The sequence below is a fragment of the Acerihabitans sp. genome (assembly GCF_036398755.1).
Lineage (GTDB): Bacteria > Pseudomonadota > Gammaproteobacteria > Enterobacterales > Enterobacteriaceae > Acerihabitans.
Window position 1 is genome coordinate 1 of record NZ_DASWOM010000113.1, and the last position, 15,151, is coordinate 15,151.

At 54.2% G+C, this 15,151-nt stretch carries 14 protein-coding genes; 5 read left to right on the forward strand and 9 right to left on the reverse strand.

What is annotated here, in order from left to right:
* Positions 1-184: 184 nt before the first annotated feature.
* The 4 genes from VGC33_RS18955 to VGC33_RS18970 all read right to left on the reverse strand — a co-directional run bounded on the left by VGC33_RS18955 (position 185) and on the right by VGC33_RS18970 (position 5,475).
* Positions 185-1,483 carry a glycoside hydrolase family 28 protein gene (locus VGC33_RS18955; protein WP_331122334.1) on the reverse strand — a complete coding sequence of 433 codons (1,299 nt, stop codon included), beginning with the start codon at positions 1,481-1,483 and terminating at the stop codon, positions 185-187.
* Positions 1,483-3,015 carry an MFS transporter gene (locus VGC33_RS18960; RefSeq protein ID WP_331122335.1) on the reverse strand — a complete coding sequence of 511 codons (1,533 nt, stop codon included), beginning with the start codon at positions 3,013-3,015 and terminating at the stop codon, positions 1,483-1,485. Before VGC33_RS18960 ends, VGC33_RS18955 begins: the two co-directional genes overlap by 1 nt.
* 533 nt (positions 3,016-3,548) lie before the next feature.
* Entirely contained in the window at positions 3,549-4,454 is a 906-nt protein-coding gene (locus VGC33_RS18965; protein WP_331122336.1) for an EamA family transporter, read from the reverse strand.
* Positions 4,455-4,518: 64 nt separating this feature from the next.
* Entirely contained in the window at positions 4,519-5,475 is a 957-nt protein-coding gene (locus tag VGC33_RS18970; protein ID WP_331122337.1) for a LysR family transcriptional regulator, read from the reverse strand.
* Positions 5,476-5,650: 175 nt separating this feature from the next.
* On the opposite strand from VGC33_RS18970, the gene VGC33_RS18975 reads away from it, so the two are divergent.
* Complete coding sequence (locus tag VGC33_RS18975; protein WP_331122338.1) at positions 5,651-6,355, forward strand: SDR family NAD(P)-dependent oxidoreductase; 705 nt, start codon at positions 5,651-5,653, stop codon at positions 6,353-6,355.
* 92 nt (positions 6,356-6,447) lie between these two features.
* Here VGC33_RS18975 and VGC33_RS18980 read toward each other — a convergent pair whose 3' ends face one another.
* Entirely contained in the window at positions 6,448-7,131 is a 684-nt protein-coding gene (locus VGC33_RS18980; protein ID WP_331122339.1) for a hypothetical protein, read from the reverse strand.
* A 481-nt stretch (positions 7,132-7,612) separates the two neighbouring features.
* Between VGC33_RS18980 and VGC33_RS18985 the strand changes: the two genes are divergently transcribed.
* Both VGC33_RS18985 and gap read left to right on the forward strand, forming a co-directional pair.
* Positions 7,613-8,668, forward strand: coding sequence for an alkene reductase (locus VGC33_RS18985; protein WP_331122340.1), 1,056 nt, complete (start codon positions 7,613-7,615; stop codon positions 8,666-8,668).
* Positions 8,669-8,886: 218 nt separating this feature from the next.
* Positions 8,887-9,888 carry a type I glyceraldehyde-3-phosphate dehydrogenase gene (gap, locus tag VGC33_RS18990; RefSeq protein ID WP_331122341.1) on the forward strand — a complete coding sequence of 334 codons (1,002 nt, stop codon included), beginning with the start codon at positions 8,887-8,889 and terminating at the stop codon, positions 9,886-9,888.
* Positions 9,889-10,009: 121 nt separating this feature from the next.
* On the opposite strand, the gene VGC33_RS18995 is transcribed toward gap, so the two are convergent.
* Positions 10,010-11,032 (reverse strand): PfkB family carbohydrate kinase, encoded by a 1,023-nt coding sequence (locus VGC33_RS18995; protein WP_331122342.1) that lies wholly within the window; start codon positions 11,030-11,032, stop codon positions 10,010-10,012.
* 297 nt (positions 11,033-11,329) lie between these two features.
* On the opposite strand from VGC33_RS18995, the gene VGC33_RS19000 reads away from it, so the two are divergent.
* Complete coding sequence (locus tag VGC33_RS19000; protein ID WP_331122343.1) at positions 11,330-11,947, forward strand: YceI family protein; 618 nt, start codon at positions 11,330-11,332, stop codon at positions 11,945-11,947.
* 19 nt (positions 11,948-11,966) lie between these two features.
* Here VGC33_RS19000 and VGC33_RS19005 read toward each other — a convergent pair whose 3' ends face one another.
* Positions 11,967-12,740 carry a DUF3750 domain-containing protein gene (locus VGC33_RS19005; protein ID WP_331122354.1) on the reverse strand — a complete coding sequence of 258 codons (774 nt, stop codon included), beginning with the start codon at positions 12,738-12,740 and terminating at the stop codon, positions 11,967-11,969.
* A 175-nt stretch (positions 12,741-12,915) separates the two neighbouring features.
* On the reverse strand, positions 12,916-13,659 hold the full coding sequence (locus tag VGC33_RS19010; protein ID WP_331122344.1) for a glucose 1-dehydrogenase: 744 nt from the start codon (positions 13,657-13,659) through the stop codon (positions 12,916-12,918).
* 84 nt (positions 13,660-13,743) lie between these two features.
* Between VGC33_RS19010 and VGC33_RS19015 the strand changes: the two genes are divergently transcribed.
* Positions 13,744-14,298, forward strand: coding sequence for a TetR/AcrR family transcriptional regulator (locus VGC33_RS19015; protein WP_331122345.1), 555 nt, complete (start codon positions 13,744-13,746; stop codon positions 14,296-14,298).
* Between the two features lie 32 nt (positions 14,299-14,330).
* On the opposite strand, the gene VGC33_RS19020 is transcribed toward VGC33_RS19015, so the two are convergent.
* On the reverse strand, positions 14,331-14,948 hold the full coding sequence (locus VGC33_RS19020) for a glutathione S-transferase family protein (RefSeq protein WP_331122346.1): 618 nt from the start codon (positions 14,946-14,948) through the stop codon (positions 14,331-14,333).
* Between the last annotated feature and the right edge of the window lie 203 nt (positions 14,949-15,151).

Consider the following 15,151-nt stretch of genomic DNA (forward strand, 5'->3'; position numbering starts at 1 on the left):
GAAATCCTCAACTGTTCTGCCCGTGTCGATGCCCTTGATGACCGTTAGGATCTGGTGCTCCGCCCGTCTTTGGCAAGGATAGGCTTTCGTTCAGAATTAAGGCGACATCAACGTGTCCCAACAACGCAAGCGTGCCGTGACGCACTACTCGCTTGCGTTGCGCATGTCGACCCTACGTGGAAGTTTAAAGAAATTCAACATTCGTCGTATTCACAACCTTAATCCCCCGATCATTATCGTGGAAATGTCCTTCGGTAGGTTCAGTATTCCAGGTTTCAAGAAGCTGCTCCTCACTGGCAAATGCATATTTGAAATCCTTGATAACCACATTTTCAATTGGCGCTTCTGGTAGCCCAACAATGAAAGCAGCCGTTGAGCGGATATTCGTCGCGGTGACATTCGAAATGTAAATATTTTTAATATAAGGCGTCATGGGCGTGATCGGTTGCGGATCTTCAGATAATGTGGCCTCGCGTTCTTCCGGGAGAACGCCGGGAGCGAAATATTGCCCGATTACAATCGGACACCAGCATCCGTCCATGGTCAGATTATCCAACGAGATATTCTTGATCGTACCGCCTCTCCCACGCCTGGACTTTAAACGAATTGCCCTTTGAGTTCCTTCGAAGACACAGTCGCTGACCGACACATTGTCTATCCCTCCAGCCGTTTCTGATCCGATGGCAATTCCGCCATGACTTGCCAGGATCCTGCAGTTCCTGACCGAAACATTTTGCGTCGGGATATTGATTCGCAGCCCGTCTTCGCCTGAACCAGACTTGAGCGTGATGGCATCGTCGCCAACATCGAAGAGACAATTTTCGATGCTGACATCCTTTGATGAATCAAGGTCAATTGCATCGGTATTAATGGCATCGGCCGGGTTTAGAATCTTTATTCCAGAAATGGTTATATTTTTTGAGTAAACCGTATGAAGAGTCCAGAACGGAGAATTTTGTAGCGTAAAATCCCGCAACTTGATATTGCTGCACTGCCAGAACTGGACAAGAGGAGGACGCAAAAACTGGGTCTGTGGCCTCGCGCCGCCGCCGGGACGGGATTTATAGCCGGGGTTAAGTTTGGCGAGCATCAATTCATAGGGTTCACTAGGGGCCACTCGATCATCGGCTTCGATTTGACGGAAAGTATCCCACCACCATTGGCCAGAGCCATCTATTGTTCCTCCGCCACGAATTGTGATATTTCTGGCCTCTCTCGCATAAAGCAGCGGATGCATTGCATAACATTCAACCCCTTCCCAACGCGTCCAAATGGGAGGATAGAGATTAGGATCCGCGATGAACTTGATGATGGCGTTTTTTTCAAGAGTGAGAATCAGGTCACTATAAAGTGTAATGGGACCCGTCTCGTAAACGCCGGCGGGAAATATCAGTTCTGCGGATGAACCTGGAGAAGTTGCCCTCGTGGCAGAATCAATCGCTTCCTGAATGCTGCCATAATCTGTTGCATTAAATATAGTCATTATTTATTAGCGTCCCAAATTTCAGCGTAACGGTAACCCGTCAGGTCTTCAACGACCTTTTGGGTTGCTGGATTGACATCCGCCTTCGCGCCGCCATTTTGTAAGCGATTCATTTCATCTTTGATGACCTTATGCGTGTGAGGATTTAGGTTAAATGTGCGGATAAGATACATCGAATAAATCAGGCAAATGAGCGGGATGGCAACAAAGGCTATCATGATAGCAAGTTTCGCGCTGTCGGCTTGTACGGCCAGAGACTTGTCAAAACCGCCCAAAACCAATACCCACCCGAGAATAGCCGACCCCATGGCACCGGTTAACTTGCGCGTAAATGTCTGGCATGCGGCAAACGTACCGGCACGAAGTTTGGTTGAAACCAGGGAATCAACATCTGGCACCAGAGGTATCACATTCCAAACCGCATACTCCATGGTCTGACGGCCAACTTGAAACAAAGCGGTGAGGACGATAATTGTTATAAATGCCGCAGAGTCGGATAGCTGGACGTTCAAGACATAAAGGCCAAGATAATAAATCAATACGGCAATCATGAAGGAGAACGCGACGGTCCAAAGCCACTTCGGACCATATTTATACATATAAAAAGTGGCCACTGGAACAACTATCAATCCGATAATTGAAAGTGAAGACGCTGTTTGCGCCATCGCCTGTGACAGTCCAAGCACAAATGCGACATAGAAAAAGAATGCAGTATTAAAGCAGTCCTTGGCAAAATATGAAACAAAATAAATTGTGCAGACTCTGCGACAGGCTTTCGTCCTCATGACATGAACGTATTCCCTAAACGCATACGAAATATTTTTCTTCTCAGTAGTTTTTGTGCCTTGCTCGAACGCCTCAACATAGGTTGGGGAAAATTCCCACGTTGTGAAATAGGTGATCAGGGTTCCACCGCATAGGACGATGCCAAAAACAATACCCGAGATGGTATAAGCCTCGGCGTTATCTTTACCCAGTACTGAAAGCAGGATTGCCGGAAGTCCTGTTACCGCGAAGGTGCCGAAAGCCGAAACGAACATACGAACCGAACTTAGCTTAACCCTCTCGTTCGCCTTGTCGGTCATTTCCGTTGCAAGGGTTTCATATGCGATGTTGTTGAAAGACTGGGCGGTGTCGAGCAGAAACAAAACCACAAAATACCATATGTATGAGCCGATTTGGACCGTGAACAAGAGTGGGAAACAGACAATAGTCAGTATTGAGCCAATAAGGAACAAGGTATGGCGGCGGCCAAGCCGGCGCCCCAGTGCAGTTCGGAATAGATTATCAGAAACACCACCAATAATGCCACATACAATCATATCAAGAATTTTCAAAACAAATAACATCGTTCCGACCAATCCGGCATTAAGTCCGGCAAAAGTCGTCAGGAACAACATCAAATATGATCCGACAAGGGTTCCCCATGCGGAACCATTAAGATCGTTCATTGCATAACCTAATGAGCGAAACATCGTGATGGGCTTTTTCTTATAGACACGTATTTTATCGTAGTTAAGCTGTATCGACATTTCCCTGCCTCTTATAGAAATCATTTATCAACCAAATCTGCAAAATGAAACCCGTGATTTGAATTATTTTATTGATCAGACTCCCTTGCTTACCAGCGCGTCTGCTTGGCCTTCCAGGCAAACCAATTTCCATTTTCAGCGGCGGCAAAGGGAATAATCGATCACAATGTTATCTTTGATGTTTACGCAGCCTGATACAATTCCATTATTTCACTTTGTTATTGAGAAAATTCCCAAACGTGCGCTGACTCGCAGATTAGCGCGCGTCCCCCTTAAGGTCAGAGAGAGTGGTCGATAAAGCAACATACTGATTAATATCAGGATGTGGTAACGGACTGGAAAAAAAATTGCCGAGGCTTAACTGGCAACAGGTGAAAACATCGTCGCGGGCGCAAGACGGCTGAGAATACTGGAGTTGTTTAACCTGAACGTGCACGGTTCATTCGTGCGCCTGGCGAGTTTTGGCAAGCTGTCAGCAAGACCGATTTTGACGAATTGCGCGAGGAGCTTTATAAATGATGGTAAGGCAGCCATTAAATATGATGCGCCATCCGGCTCATCACGCGGGAGCCGAACACATTAATCAGCAGCCCGGTCATAATAACGATAACGCCGATAATCTGCAGGACATTAAGCAACTCACCCAATATCAGGGCGGCGCTGGTTAACCCTACTACCGGTACCAGCAGCGCAAAAGGCGTGACGCGCCAGGTTTCATAGCGGGAAAGCAGCGCGCCCCACAACCCGTAGCCGATAATGGTTGAAATAAAAGCCAGATAAATCAAGGCAAGGATCGTGGGCGCCTTGATGCCGACAATACTGTCGACGATGGCCGTCCGGCCTTCGAAAATCCAGGAACAGAGTAAAAAAGGGCAAACGGGAATCAGGGCGCTCCAGACAACCAGCGACAGTATCGGCGTTTTGGGCGATGCGGTGACGATGATTTTATTGGTGATATTGCCAAATGCCCAGCACAGGCCGGCGGTCAGCGTCAGCAACATGCCGAGCGGAGGAATGCCGGACAAGGTATTGCCCATACCCCCCTCCACCAAAACCGCCATACCCCCCGCCGCGATAAGCGTACCGAGGATTTGCATGACTTTGATTTTTTCCGCCAGGAAAAGCGTGCCCAGGATGATGGTGAAGAAGACCTGCGACTGAAGGATCAGTGAGGCAATGCCGGTGGGCATGCCGATGTTAATGGCGCAGAACAGGAAGGCAAACTGCAGGAAACTGATGGTTGTCGCATAAAGCGCCAGCCATTTAAGGGGGATCTTGGGCGCGGGGATAAAAAAAATCGCCGGCACGGCAACCAGCAGGAACCGCAAACCGCCCAGTAAAAAAGGCGGCATGCCATGCAGGCCGACTTTGATAATGACAAAATTAATGCCCCAGATGACCACCACCAACAGTGCCAACAGCGTATCTTTTACCGACATCCCGGTTCCTTTCACATTAACGGCGTCATCTTTATAAAGTAAAGTACAGCTAAAACAGATAACTTCATACATACAGATAACATTGAAATAAGGCAGTACAGTCCTGCCGTCGGCAAACATTCAGCACTAATTGCCGCAGCCAGCGATGGGCAGGGTCAACCTCCGAGCGTGGATGCCACATCTGCGATACGGTAATTCCCGGGGTTTTAACAGGCAGTTCAAACGCATAAAGCGTGGCAATCGCCCTATTCCCATCAATAACAGGTTGATTTATAAGGAATGATGCCGGCACCAGCGCTACCAGATCCGATGCCTGGGCCACCGCCAGCGCGGTATGAAAGCTTGGCACCGCGGCGGCGATAGTGCGTTTTAATCCAACTTCGGCCAGCGCTTCATCCACCGGGCCGGTTAGCCGTCCGCGGCGGGATGCGACCACATGCCCGCAAGCGGCATAAGGCCTGGCGGTAACTTCCCGGTCCAGCGCCAGCGGATGACCTTTTTTAACCACGCCGACAAACCGGTCCCTGAAGAGCATTTGTAAACGTATTTCCGGCCCCATCTCCTCCAGGACGCCGATCTCCAGATCAACCAGGCCCTCGCGCAAATGCAGTGAGCTTTTCTCCGGCTTGGGCGCGAAACGCAGGCGGACGCGTGGCGCCATCTGCGCCGCCGCGGCGATAAGCAAAGCGCCGAACGCTTCGACAAAACCATCGTTGACACGCAGGGTGAACGTGCGCGCAAGCGTTGATAAATTCAGCTCCACCGACGAGGGACGAAGCACGGCACGGGCTTCAGTAACAGCCTGCTGCGCCCGCGCGCGCATGTCCCCGGCATAGGGCGTCAATACCATGTTGCGCCCTGCCCGCACCAGCAACGGGTCGCCGGTTACGGCGCGAAGACGGCTTAGCGTGCGGCTCATGGCCGAGGCGCTTAAGCCGAGACGGCGCGCGGCGCCGGCCACGCTTGCCTCGGCAAGCAACGCATCGAGCGCGATAAGGAGATTGAGGTCGGGTTCGGTCATGCCGCATTGTATCCTGGCTTGAACGTCGTGGAAAGGCGTCCGATGCAGGTTATAAGTGCAATTGCTGCGCCTTCCGCCTTATCGCTAGGAGGGTATATTCAACCCATCTACCGGGTGAAGATGATCTGAATTTCGCGATTATCCTCACACGGCATCCACAGAGAGGAAATGAATAATGCCAGCACATTCTTTGCAAAAAACCGTCCTTCTTATCGGCGCATCCCGTGGCCTGGGCCTGGCGATGGTGGAAGAGTACCTGAACCGCGGCTGCAAGGTGATCGCCACCGGGCGCGACGCCTCCAGGGACAGGCTGGGATCCCTTTTGACGAGGTTTCCCGGCTTACTGGAAATCGAGACCGTCGATATCACGGTGCCTGACCAGCTCACGGCGTTACATGCACGCCTCGCTCGCCGCCGCATTGACCTGCTTTTTGTCAACGCCGGGGTTAAAAACAGCGATGGTGAAACGATAGCGGACGTATCGACTGATGAGTTTATCCGCGTGATGGTGACAAACGCACTCAGTCCCATGAGAGTTATCGAAACGTTCAAGGATCGGGTGCCGCCGACGGGTACGATTGGGGTTATGTCCTCCGGCCAGGGTAGCCTGACGAATAACACTAACGGTAACTACGAAGTTTATCGAGGCAGCAAAGCCGCGCTGAATATGTTTATGCGTAGCTTTGCGGCGCGTCATGCCGATGATCCCAGGGCGCTTTTGCTGATGGCGCCGGGCTGGGTGCGTACGGATATGGGGGGACCGGACGCACGTTTAAGCATAGAAGAAAGTATTCCCGCGTTACTGGACACCATCGAGGCTTATGCAGGGCGCGCGGGACTACATTATCTTGACTATCTTGGCCGAATCGTTCCCTGGTGAGCATACGCTGGGCCAGGCGCCCTCGCCTTCTTACATGACTGACCATCGCTCCATGGATATGGATTGGAGCGATAGCCTATGCCGGGAATATTTTACTGCTGTGGCGTCGCAGGGGTCGCGGCGGCCGATGATGCCGCGGGCGTTGCGGCGGCGGGCGTGGCTTCCGGCGTCGCGGTGGCCGATGATGCCGCGGGCGTTGCGGCGGCGGGCGTGGCTTCCGGTGTTACGGTGGCAGACGATGCCGCGGGCGTCGCGGCGGCAGGCGTGGCTTCAGGCGTTACGGTGGCCGACGATGCCGCGGGCGTCGCGGCGGCAGGCGTGGATTCCGGCGCGGCTGCAGGCGCCGGCGCTGTCACGGTGGTCTGCGCGGCCTGTGGGAGCGGGTCGTCTTTCAGTTCCGTAAATGTCGGTTTACTTTTTATCACGGTATAAGCGACATGCTTCGCGCTGGTGGTCTTGGTGGTTATCTGCACCGGTGGAACGGTGACATGGCCAATCAGCGAACGGGCATAGCCCCCGACCTGATGCTTGCCCGCGGGCATATGCAGCACCACGCTTTCGCCGGTGGCCAGCGCGCCGGCCTCGTTACCGTCAACGGTAACAAAAATCGGCCCGCCGTCAGCGGTGGGCGCGGGGGCATGCGTCACGGTGACAAGCGTCGCGCCGGTGGAAAAATCAAGCGGCTTCGCCGCCGCGGGTTCGTCAATTGAGTGTTCTGCGCATCCTGTCAGCGCAAAAGCAACCGCAAGCGCGGCCAGGGTGAAACGATTAATCATTGCGCGGTATCATCCTCTAATGCTTTTGTGATCTTGGGCGGCAATATAACAGATTTCGATATTGAGATGAATGCACAAATCCTTGAACTAAGATAATTCTGCTATCAGGCGCAGTAATGCATAATTAAATGAAAAATAGGGTAACCAGATGTGAACTCTACGGCTTAATTGTATCACATGATATTAAATATTCCGCCATGAGTTCATTACTATATATTTTATCCTTCGGTCTATATTCTCTATTAATATCCGTATTAAAAACGCCTATTAAACCCCTGCCCCAATTATATTGCTGACCGGGTGATAATAAGGCACGGATTGCTTACCCCGGAGTGTATGCGGATATCCTGGAACGGACGCGCAAAAACGCGGACGGCTATGGCCAAGCAATGCGGGCACCGCACAAGCAGTAACCCGTCGGCAATAAAACAGGTCTAGAATAAAACGGGTAAAAACCTTCCATCACCTTTAAGGAATCACGATGCCAACGTTGTATGACCCCATTAACATCGGCGCCCTTGAACTGAGTAATCGAATCGTCATGGCCCCTCTTACCCGGATGCGCGCCGTCGACGAGCGCAGCCCAGGCGCTGTCACCAAAGAGTATTATGTCCAGCGCGCCAGCGCCGGCCTTATCTTTACCGAGGCCACGTCGGTATCGCCGCAGGGCGTGGGTTATCCCAATACGCCGGGAATTTGGTCGGAAAAACAGGTAGCCGCCTGGCGCGAGGTGACCGACGCGGTACATCAGGCCGGGGGCAAGATCGTCATTCAGCTATGGCATGTGGGGCGGATCTCCGATCCGGTGTATTTGAACGGTGAATTGCCGGTGGCGCCAAGCGCCATTGCGCCCGAAGGACATGTTTCCGTGCTGCGTCCGCTAAAATCCTACGAGGTGCCGCGCGCGCTGGAAACCGAAGAAATAGCCGGTATTGTGGCGGATTTCCGCAGGGGAGCCGAGAATGCCCGGCGCGCAGGCTTTGACGGCATAGAAATCCATGCGGCAAACGGTTATCTGTTTGATCAGTTCCTGCATGACGGTTCGAATAAACGCACCGACCAATATGGCGGCACCATCGCCAACCGGGCGCGCTTTTTATTGGAAACGGTGGATGACTTATTATCCGTCTGGCCGGCGAACCGGTTTGGCGTGCATCTCAACTTAATGTCCAGTTCCTACTCAATGCATGACACCAATCCAAAGGCCATGTTCGGTTATGTGGTCGGGGAATTGAATAAACGGCGGCTGGCATTTATCTTTGCCCGCGAAGCGCTGGAATTCCCGGATCGTTTCGGACCCCAGCTCAGGAGCAGCTTCTCCGGCGCCTGGATAGCCAATGAGGGCTTAACCAAAGACTCCGCCGAAACCTTGATAAGCAAGGGCGAGGCCGATGCGGCGGCGTTTGGCGGCCTTTATATCGCCAATCCCGATTTAGTGCGGCGCTTTAGACAAAACGCCGCGCTTAATCCCCTGAACCAAGAGACAATATATGGCGAAGGCGGCACGGGCTATACCGATTACCCTGCCCTGGCCTGAAAAAAATCCGGGCTTTAAAACGAAGACGTAGGCAATGCCGTAAAGCTGAATCGTGCGGATTAACCCATCGCGATGAAGCAATTATGACCTCTATAAGGTTTAAGGGATCTGCGTTATATTGATCATCATAACCTGCGATTCTTACGGCGGTGCGCAAGTGCTGGTCCACAAAATGCATTTCTATATGATTGATATTCTTAATTAACGAGGATGATATTATGAAAAAGATTGGTATCAATGGCTTCGGCCGCATTGGACGTCTGGTGTTACGCCGCATTCTTGAAACCCAAAGCGATGTTGAGATAGTCGCCATCAACGATCTCACCTCGCCTAAGGTGTTGGCCTATTTGTTAAAGCATGATTCCAGCTATCGTAATTTTGCCGGCACGGTGGATTACACCGATGATGCGATTATCGTTAACGATAAAAAAATCATCGTTTATGCCGAAAAGGACGCCAAAAATATCCCATGGGGCACGCTGGGCGTGGAAATCGTGGTGGAATCCACCGGGTTTTACGCCTCAGGCGAAAAAGCGCAGGCCCATCTGGACGCCGGGGCGAAAAAAGTGCTGATTTCCGCACCCGCCGGGGATATGAAAACCATCGTTTTTAATGTCAACTGCGACACCATCACGGCGGAAGACCAGATTCTTTCCGTCGCGTCCTGCACCACCAACTGCCTGGCGCCGATGGCAAAAGTCCTGTCTGACAGTTTTGGCATCAAGGTGGGCACCATGACCACCATCCACGCCTACACCGGCACCCAGTCATTGGTTGACGGACCGCGCGGCAAAGACCTGCGCGCCTCGCGCGCGGCGGCGGCGAATATCATCCCGCATACCACCGGGGCGGCTAAAGCGATCGGCCTGGTTATCCCGGAACTGAAGGGCAAGCTGAAAGGCCATGCCCAGCGCGTGCCGACGCTGACCGGTTCGGTTACTGAACTGGTCTCGGTTCTGGAGAAAAAAGTTACCGTCGAGCAAATTAATGAGGCGATGAAAAAAGCGACCGAGGGGAATGAGTCTTTCGGTTATACCGACGAAGAAATCGTCTCTTCCGATATTGTCGGTACGCACTTTGGCTCGGTATTTGACGCGACGCAAACGGAAATCAGCGAAGCGGGCGATGTGCAACTGGTTAAAACCGTCTCCTGGTACGATAACGAATATGGTTTTGTCACCCAGTTGGTACGGGTACTGGATAAAGTCGCGGCCTACTGAGGTTTCGCCCTCTTCCCGGCCGCCAGCCGGGGAGTCCGCGCGGCGCCTTGTCTGTACGCGCCGACACGCGCGGAAAGAGGCGTAAACCGCGACCGGCGGTCGGGTTACCCATCGCGGCTTATCAGCGATTGAGGCTTGCCCCGCCGCCTTTTTTCATCACCGAACGAATTTCCGCTTCCTGCACCAGGTTTAAATCGCCGCTGACGGTCAGCTTTAATACGCTGGCGGCGATGGCGAAATCAATCCATTCCTGAGCGGCAAAATCATGCAGCAGGCTGTGCGTCAGGCCGGCGCCAAACGCATCGCCGGCGGCGACGCCTTCCATCACGTGCATCTTATAGGCGGTGGATTCGTAGAACTCGCCGTCTTTGAGCAGCAAGCCCATCCATTGGCTGTCTTCCACTGAGTAGATATTCCGCAAAACGCTGGCCACCACTTTACAGCCGGGGTATTTTTGCGTAACCGCCAGCATGCCCTGTTTAAACGCGTCTTTTTGCTCAATACCGCGCGACATATCGCCGTCAAATGCGTTAATGCCGAGCGTCGCGGCAAAATCTTCGTCATTGGCGATGCAAATCTGGACATAAGGCATCAGGGTCGACATCACCTGCTGGGCCTTTTCCGGCGACCACATCTTGCCACGGTAATTCATATCGCAGATAACGGGGATGGCATGCGCCTGGCAATATACACAGGCGGCGGTGACAATCTGGGCTAATTCGCTTGAAATGGCCGGGGTGATGCCGGAGAAATAAAAATAATCAATATCGCTGAATACCTCGTCCCAGTCGAATTCCGCTTGTTTTACCTCAGCGAACGCACTGCCGGCCCGATCGTAGACCACATTTGTCGACCTTACGCTTGCGCCTTTTTCTAGGAAATATATTCCCAAGCGATTACCGCCGCGCAGCACTTTACTGGTATCCACCCCGTATTTACGGAGGGTCGACAGCGCGGTTTCCCCCAGCAGATTTGCCGGCAGCTTGGTCAGGTAAGCCACCTCATTGCCCAGCAGGGCGAGCGATACGGCAACATTTGCCTCGGCGCCGCCGTAAGTGGCTTCCAGCACATCTGATTGCATAATGCGATTATTGCCCACCGGCTTTAATCGCAGCATCATTTCGCCCAACGTTAATACTTTCATCGTGTTTTCCGTATCCTCAGGTCATGCTTAAACGCACTTAGTTAATTAATGATTCGATTAATGATGAAAAGGTTGAATCTTTGCCGGTTACTATGCAGCTAAAAAGCCGGCGCGAGCTTGATAAAAGGTAAAAAATCGTTGCATTTGATTATAATTTGACCATAAAAATAATGCCGATGTCCCCACCGCGGCGGTGATACGACGCCATGGCGCGAAATGCGGCTTCCCATAGGTAAATGAATAAAAACACCGCCTGAAGTGTTAACGCTTTAGTTGACCCTTTTTGAGGAATTCCCTATGTCGCGTACCTTGTCGCTCCTGTTTTTTTTCCTGCTCTGCGGCGGCGCCAATGCGGCCCCATTGCACTATGACATCAACAGCGTTCCCACTTCCGTGGTGTTGTCATGGAAAGTATTTGGCGTGGGCGATTCCCATGCGGATGTTTCCGGCATAACCGGGCGGTTGGATCTTGATCCCCGGCAAGATATGCACGATCGGATTGTGGTCAACATCCCGGTGAGCAACATTGATGCTCATAACGGGTTACTCTCCAATGAGCTTAAAGGCCCGGTTTTTTTCGATCAGGCGCGCTACCCCTACGCGACGTTTGTCAGTAACCGCGTCGTCGCTGATGGCGAAGACCGGTATAAAGTATTCGGCACCTTGCATATCAGGACCTTGAGTCGTCCGATTATCCTCACGGCAAAATTGGTGACGCTCAACGTCCCGGTATCCGGCGCGCGCCATTCGACCTTTTATGCCGACACCGCCATCAACCGGTCGGCCTTTGCCATGACGCGCTATATCCCGATGGTCAGCGATCGGATTGATATTCATATCATGGTGACCTTACCCGACAACGCGCCGCCTTCCGGGACCGTCGCCCCGTCGCAGGTTGCCGCTTTGGCGCGCTGAGGCGCAAAATACCCGGCGTCTAATTGTCATCCCCGGCGACTTTGGCATAACCCAGCCGACCGATAAAAGGCAACCTGAGCGCCGGGGACTTTATATCCACCCCCAGGTTGATTCCCAGAATATTGACCTCGACGCCCTCTTCCACCCCAAGCGTAAAGCCCAGTACCCCCAGCAGCGATACCTGTAGCCCCTTGCCGGAAGGCGGCAGGCCGATGGGATGGGTTAGCGGGCGGTAATCCTTGCCGATGGCATTGGCCGGCAGGTCCAGCTTGAGTTCCGGCACTTCCCTGCCGATATGGGCCAGGAAGGTGTTGCTGTTGGGGCCGGGCCAGCTGCGGTAGGTTTTTCCATAGGGGTAGCTGCCGATAGCGGCTTCAATACGCGGGATCATGGCCTCGGCCCGGGCGCCGCGATGATCCACCAGCAGCGTCGGCCGCGCGCCGAACCAGTAGCCGTCGGGAATGGTGTAATTATGGCGCACCGCGTCAATGCCACCCCAGCCGATGACCTCGTAGCGGCTGTATTGGGTTGCGCCCGCCGGCTTGAAAATTATCCAGGGATGGACCGCCACCAGCCCGCGCCAACCATAGGTATGCGCGGCATAGATTTGTACGATGGCTGTGTCGCGCAGCTGTGCCGGGTCCGGCGCCATGCCGGTGGAATCGCGCCGCGCCGTGCGCCAATCCTGGCCGGAAGGGAGTTCCCCGCCCAGCGTGGCCTTGGCCAGACTCTGTCCGAAAGACAGCAGCAGTATGCTTAAAAAACCAATAATGAAGACTTTGAAGTAGCTCATAAACGCGTTGTCCACCGGCGGACCCACCGGTAAAGGCAATAACAGGCATGTCAGAAATCATACAGGCGTTTGTGCGTTTGGGTATAAAATATACCCAATACGGAAGAAATTTTGTGTCGATGAACGGCGGTGGTTGACCATAACCCGTCGACGGGGTTAAGTCCGCCGGTCATTATTATACCGCCATGACGCCGCCATCGACGAATAACTCATCCCCGGCGATAAAACTGCTCTCATCGGACGCCAGGAACAACACGACCCCGGCGACTTCCTGCGCCTGGCCGAGCCGCCCGAACGGGATCATTTGCGTTAATGCATCCTCCGCGCCGGCGTTCACTTGCAAGTAGGTGTCCATCGCCGGGGTCAGGATCATGCCGGGCGAAACAACGTTCACGCGGATGCCACGGCTTTTGAGGTCTGTGGTCCAGGTTCGGGCGAACGAGCGGATCGCGGCCTTCGTGGCGCTGTATATCGACAGATTGGCAAATCCCTTGCCGCCCGCGGCCGAACCGGCGAGGATCACCGCGCCCCCGCGCGTCATCAGCGGCAGCGCCTTTTGCACCGTGAAGACCATACCTTTGACATTCACGGCGAATACCCGATCCATGTGGGCTTCATCGATGCTGTCGATCGAGGCGGACTCGGAGATGCCCGCGTTGGCGAAAACGACATCGACCCTGCCGTGATCGCGCTGGATGCGAGCATAGAGCCTATCGAGGTCCGCGGAATTGGCAACGTCCCCTTGTACGCCGACCGCACCCTTGCCTATCTCCTTTATCGCCCGGTCCAGCTGCGCCTGGCGGCGTGCGGTGATGTACACATGGGCCCCTTCGGCTGAAAAACGCTTCGCCGTTGCCAGGCCGATGCCGTCGCTGCCGCCCGTGATCGCCACGACTTTGTTCTCAAATTTACCGGTCATATTATCGCCTTGGTTAAGTGGATGGTTGCTCCACTTATAATATGGCGGTATCCTCCGCTTAGCAACAGACGATGAGAAAAACCATTGAGCGAAGAACCTGTATTGCGCGCCGACGCGCGCCTGAATCGTGAGCGCATCCTGGCTGCGGCCGAGGACGTGTTTCTGGAGCGGGGAGCCGACGCCTCATTGGAGGAGGTGGCAAGGCGCGCGAAGGTCGGGATTGGGACGCTCTATCGACGCTTCCCATCGCGCGAGATGCTCCTGGCCGCCACCTACAATGCGCGGCTTTTGTCTTTCGTGGAGGCAAGCCGTGCGCGGGATGCCGATGTTGATCCCCTCGGCGCGGTACGTGCGTATCTGGCGGGTCTCGCCATGAACACGAACATCTATCGCGGCCTTGCGGTATCGCTCGGAACGGTTCTCCAAAGCGGAACGCCCGGTTGTCATGCGACCACTGAAGAAGGGCACAGGCTGCTGCGCTGCGGGCAGCAAACCGGCACCATTCGGCGTGATGTGACCTTTGATGATCTTGTCTACGTGGTAACCGCGATATCCCTCGCCGCCGAGCTGGATGATGAGTCGCAGCCGCGCATCGCCCATCTGGTGGACTTGTTCCTTGACGGTATCAGCGTGCGTTGAAAATGCGCCATGGCGCCGACTGCCTGGCGCCGCTACAACATGTGATTGGCCTGCAAGATGGCGTGCAGCTCCGCGCGCCGGCTAACCTGCCCGGCCAGGGCGAATAATTTAGGCGTATGCCGCGCAAACCACGGCTGCCGCGGCCCCCAGTGGATAAGTACCGGCCAGTAGGCATCAATGATCGTGACAGTGTCACCAAAAAGATAAGGACCTTCCCCCAACTGTGTCTCCAGCCAGAGGTAGAGCCGTTCGCGGTATTGATCGGTACTGGCAACCAGTTCCCCAGGCATGCCGGGCGTCCAGCGCTCGGGATAATCACCGTAGGTAAAGGTGGGGTAGACATTCGCCACCAGCCAGACCAGCAGGCGGTAAAATTGCCCGCGATCGGCGGTTCCGGGCGCCGGCGCAAGCAAGGGATGGCTGTCGAGCAACATCAGCGCAATGGCCGCGCTTTCGGTCATGATGCCGCCATCGTCCAGTTGCAGCGTCGGCACCTGGCACAAGGGGTTAAGGGTTTTTAACGTCTCCCTGGCCGCGCCCGGCCGATCGTAGCCGTCGACATTTATCCATTGATAAGGCTCGCCGGCCAGGGCCAGCATGATTTCAACGATTGCCGAACCCGCGCCCGGCGCGCCATACAGTTTGAACATGATTGCCTCGTATTCGGCCCAGTGAGAGGGGTAGCTATAACTGTAGCGCGAAAATAGGATTCCGGGCGGGCGCGGCTTATCAGTTCGCCGCGCCGAATCCGCCCGCCGGGGAGTACCCGCGCCGCACCATTATGGCCCAACCTCATCACCGCCCCGCCCCATTTTGGAACATGTGTCCAACCCGCTATGCCGTTCCTCCCGCT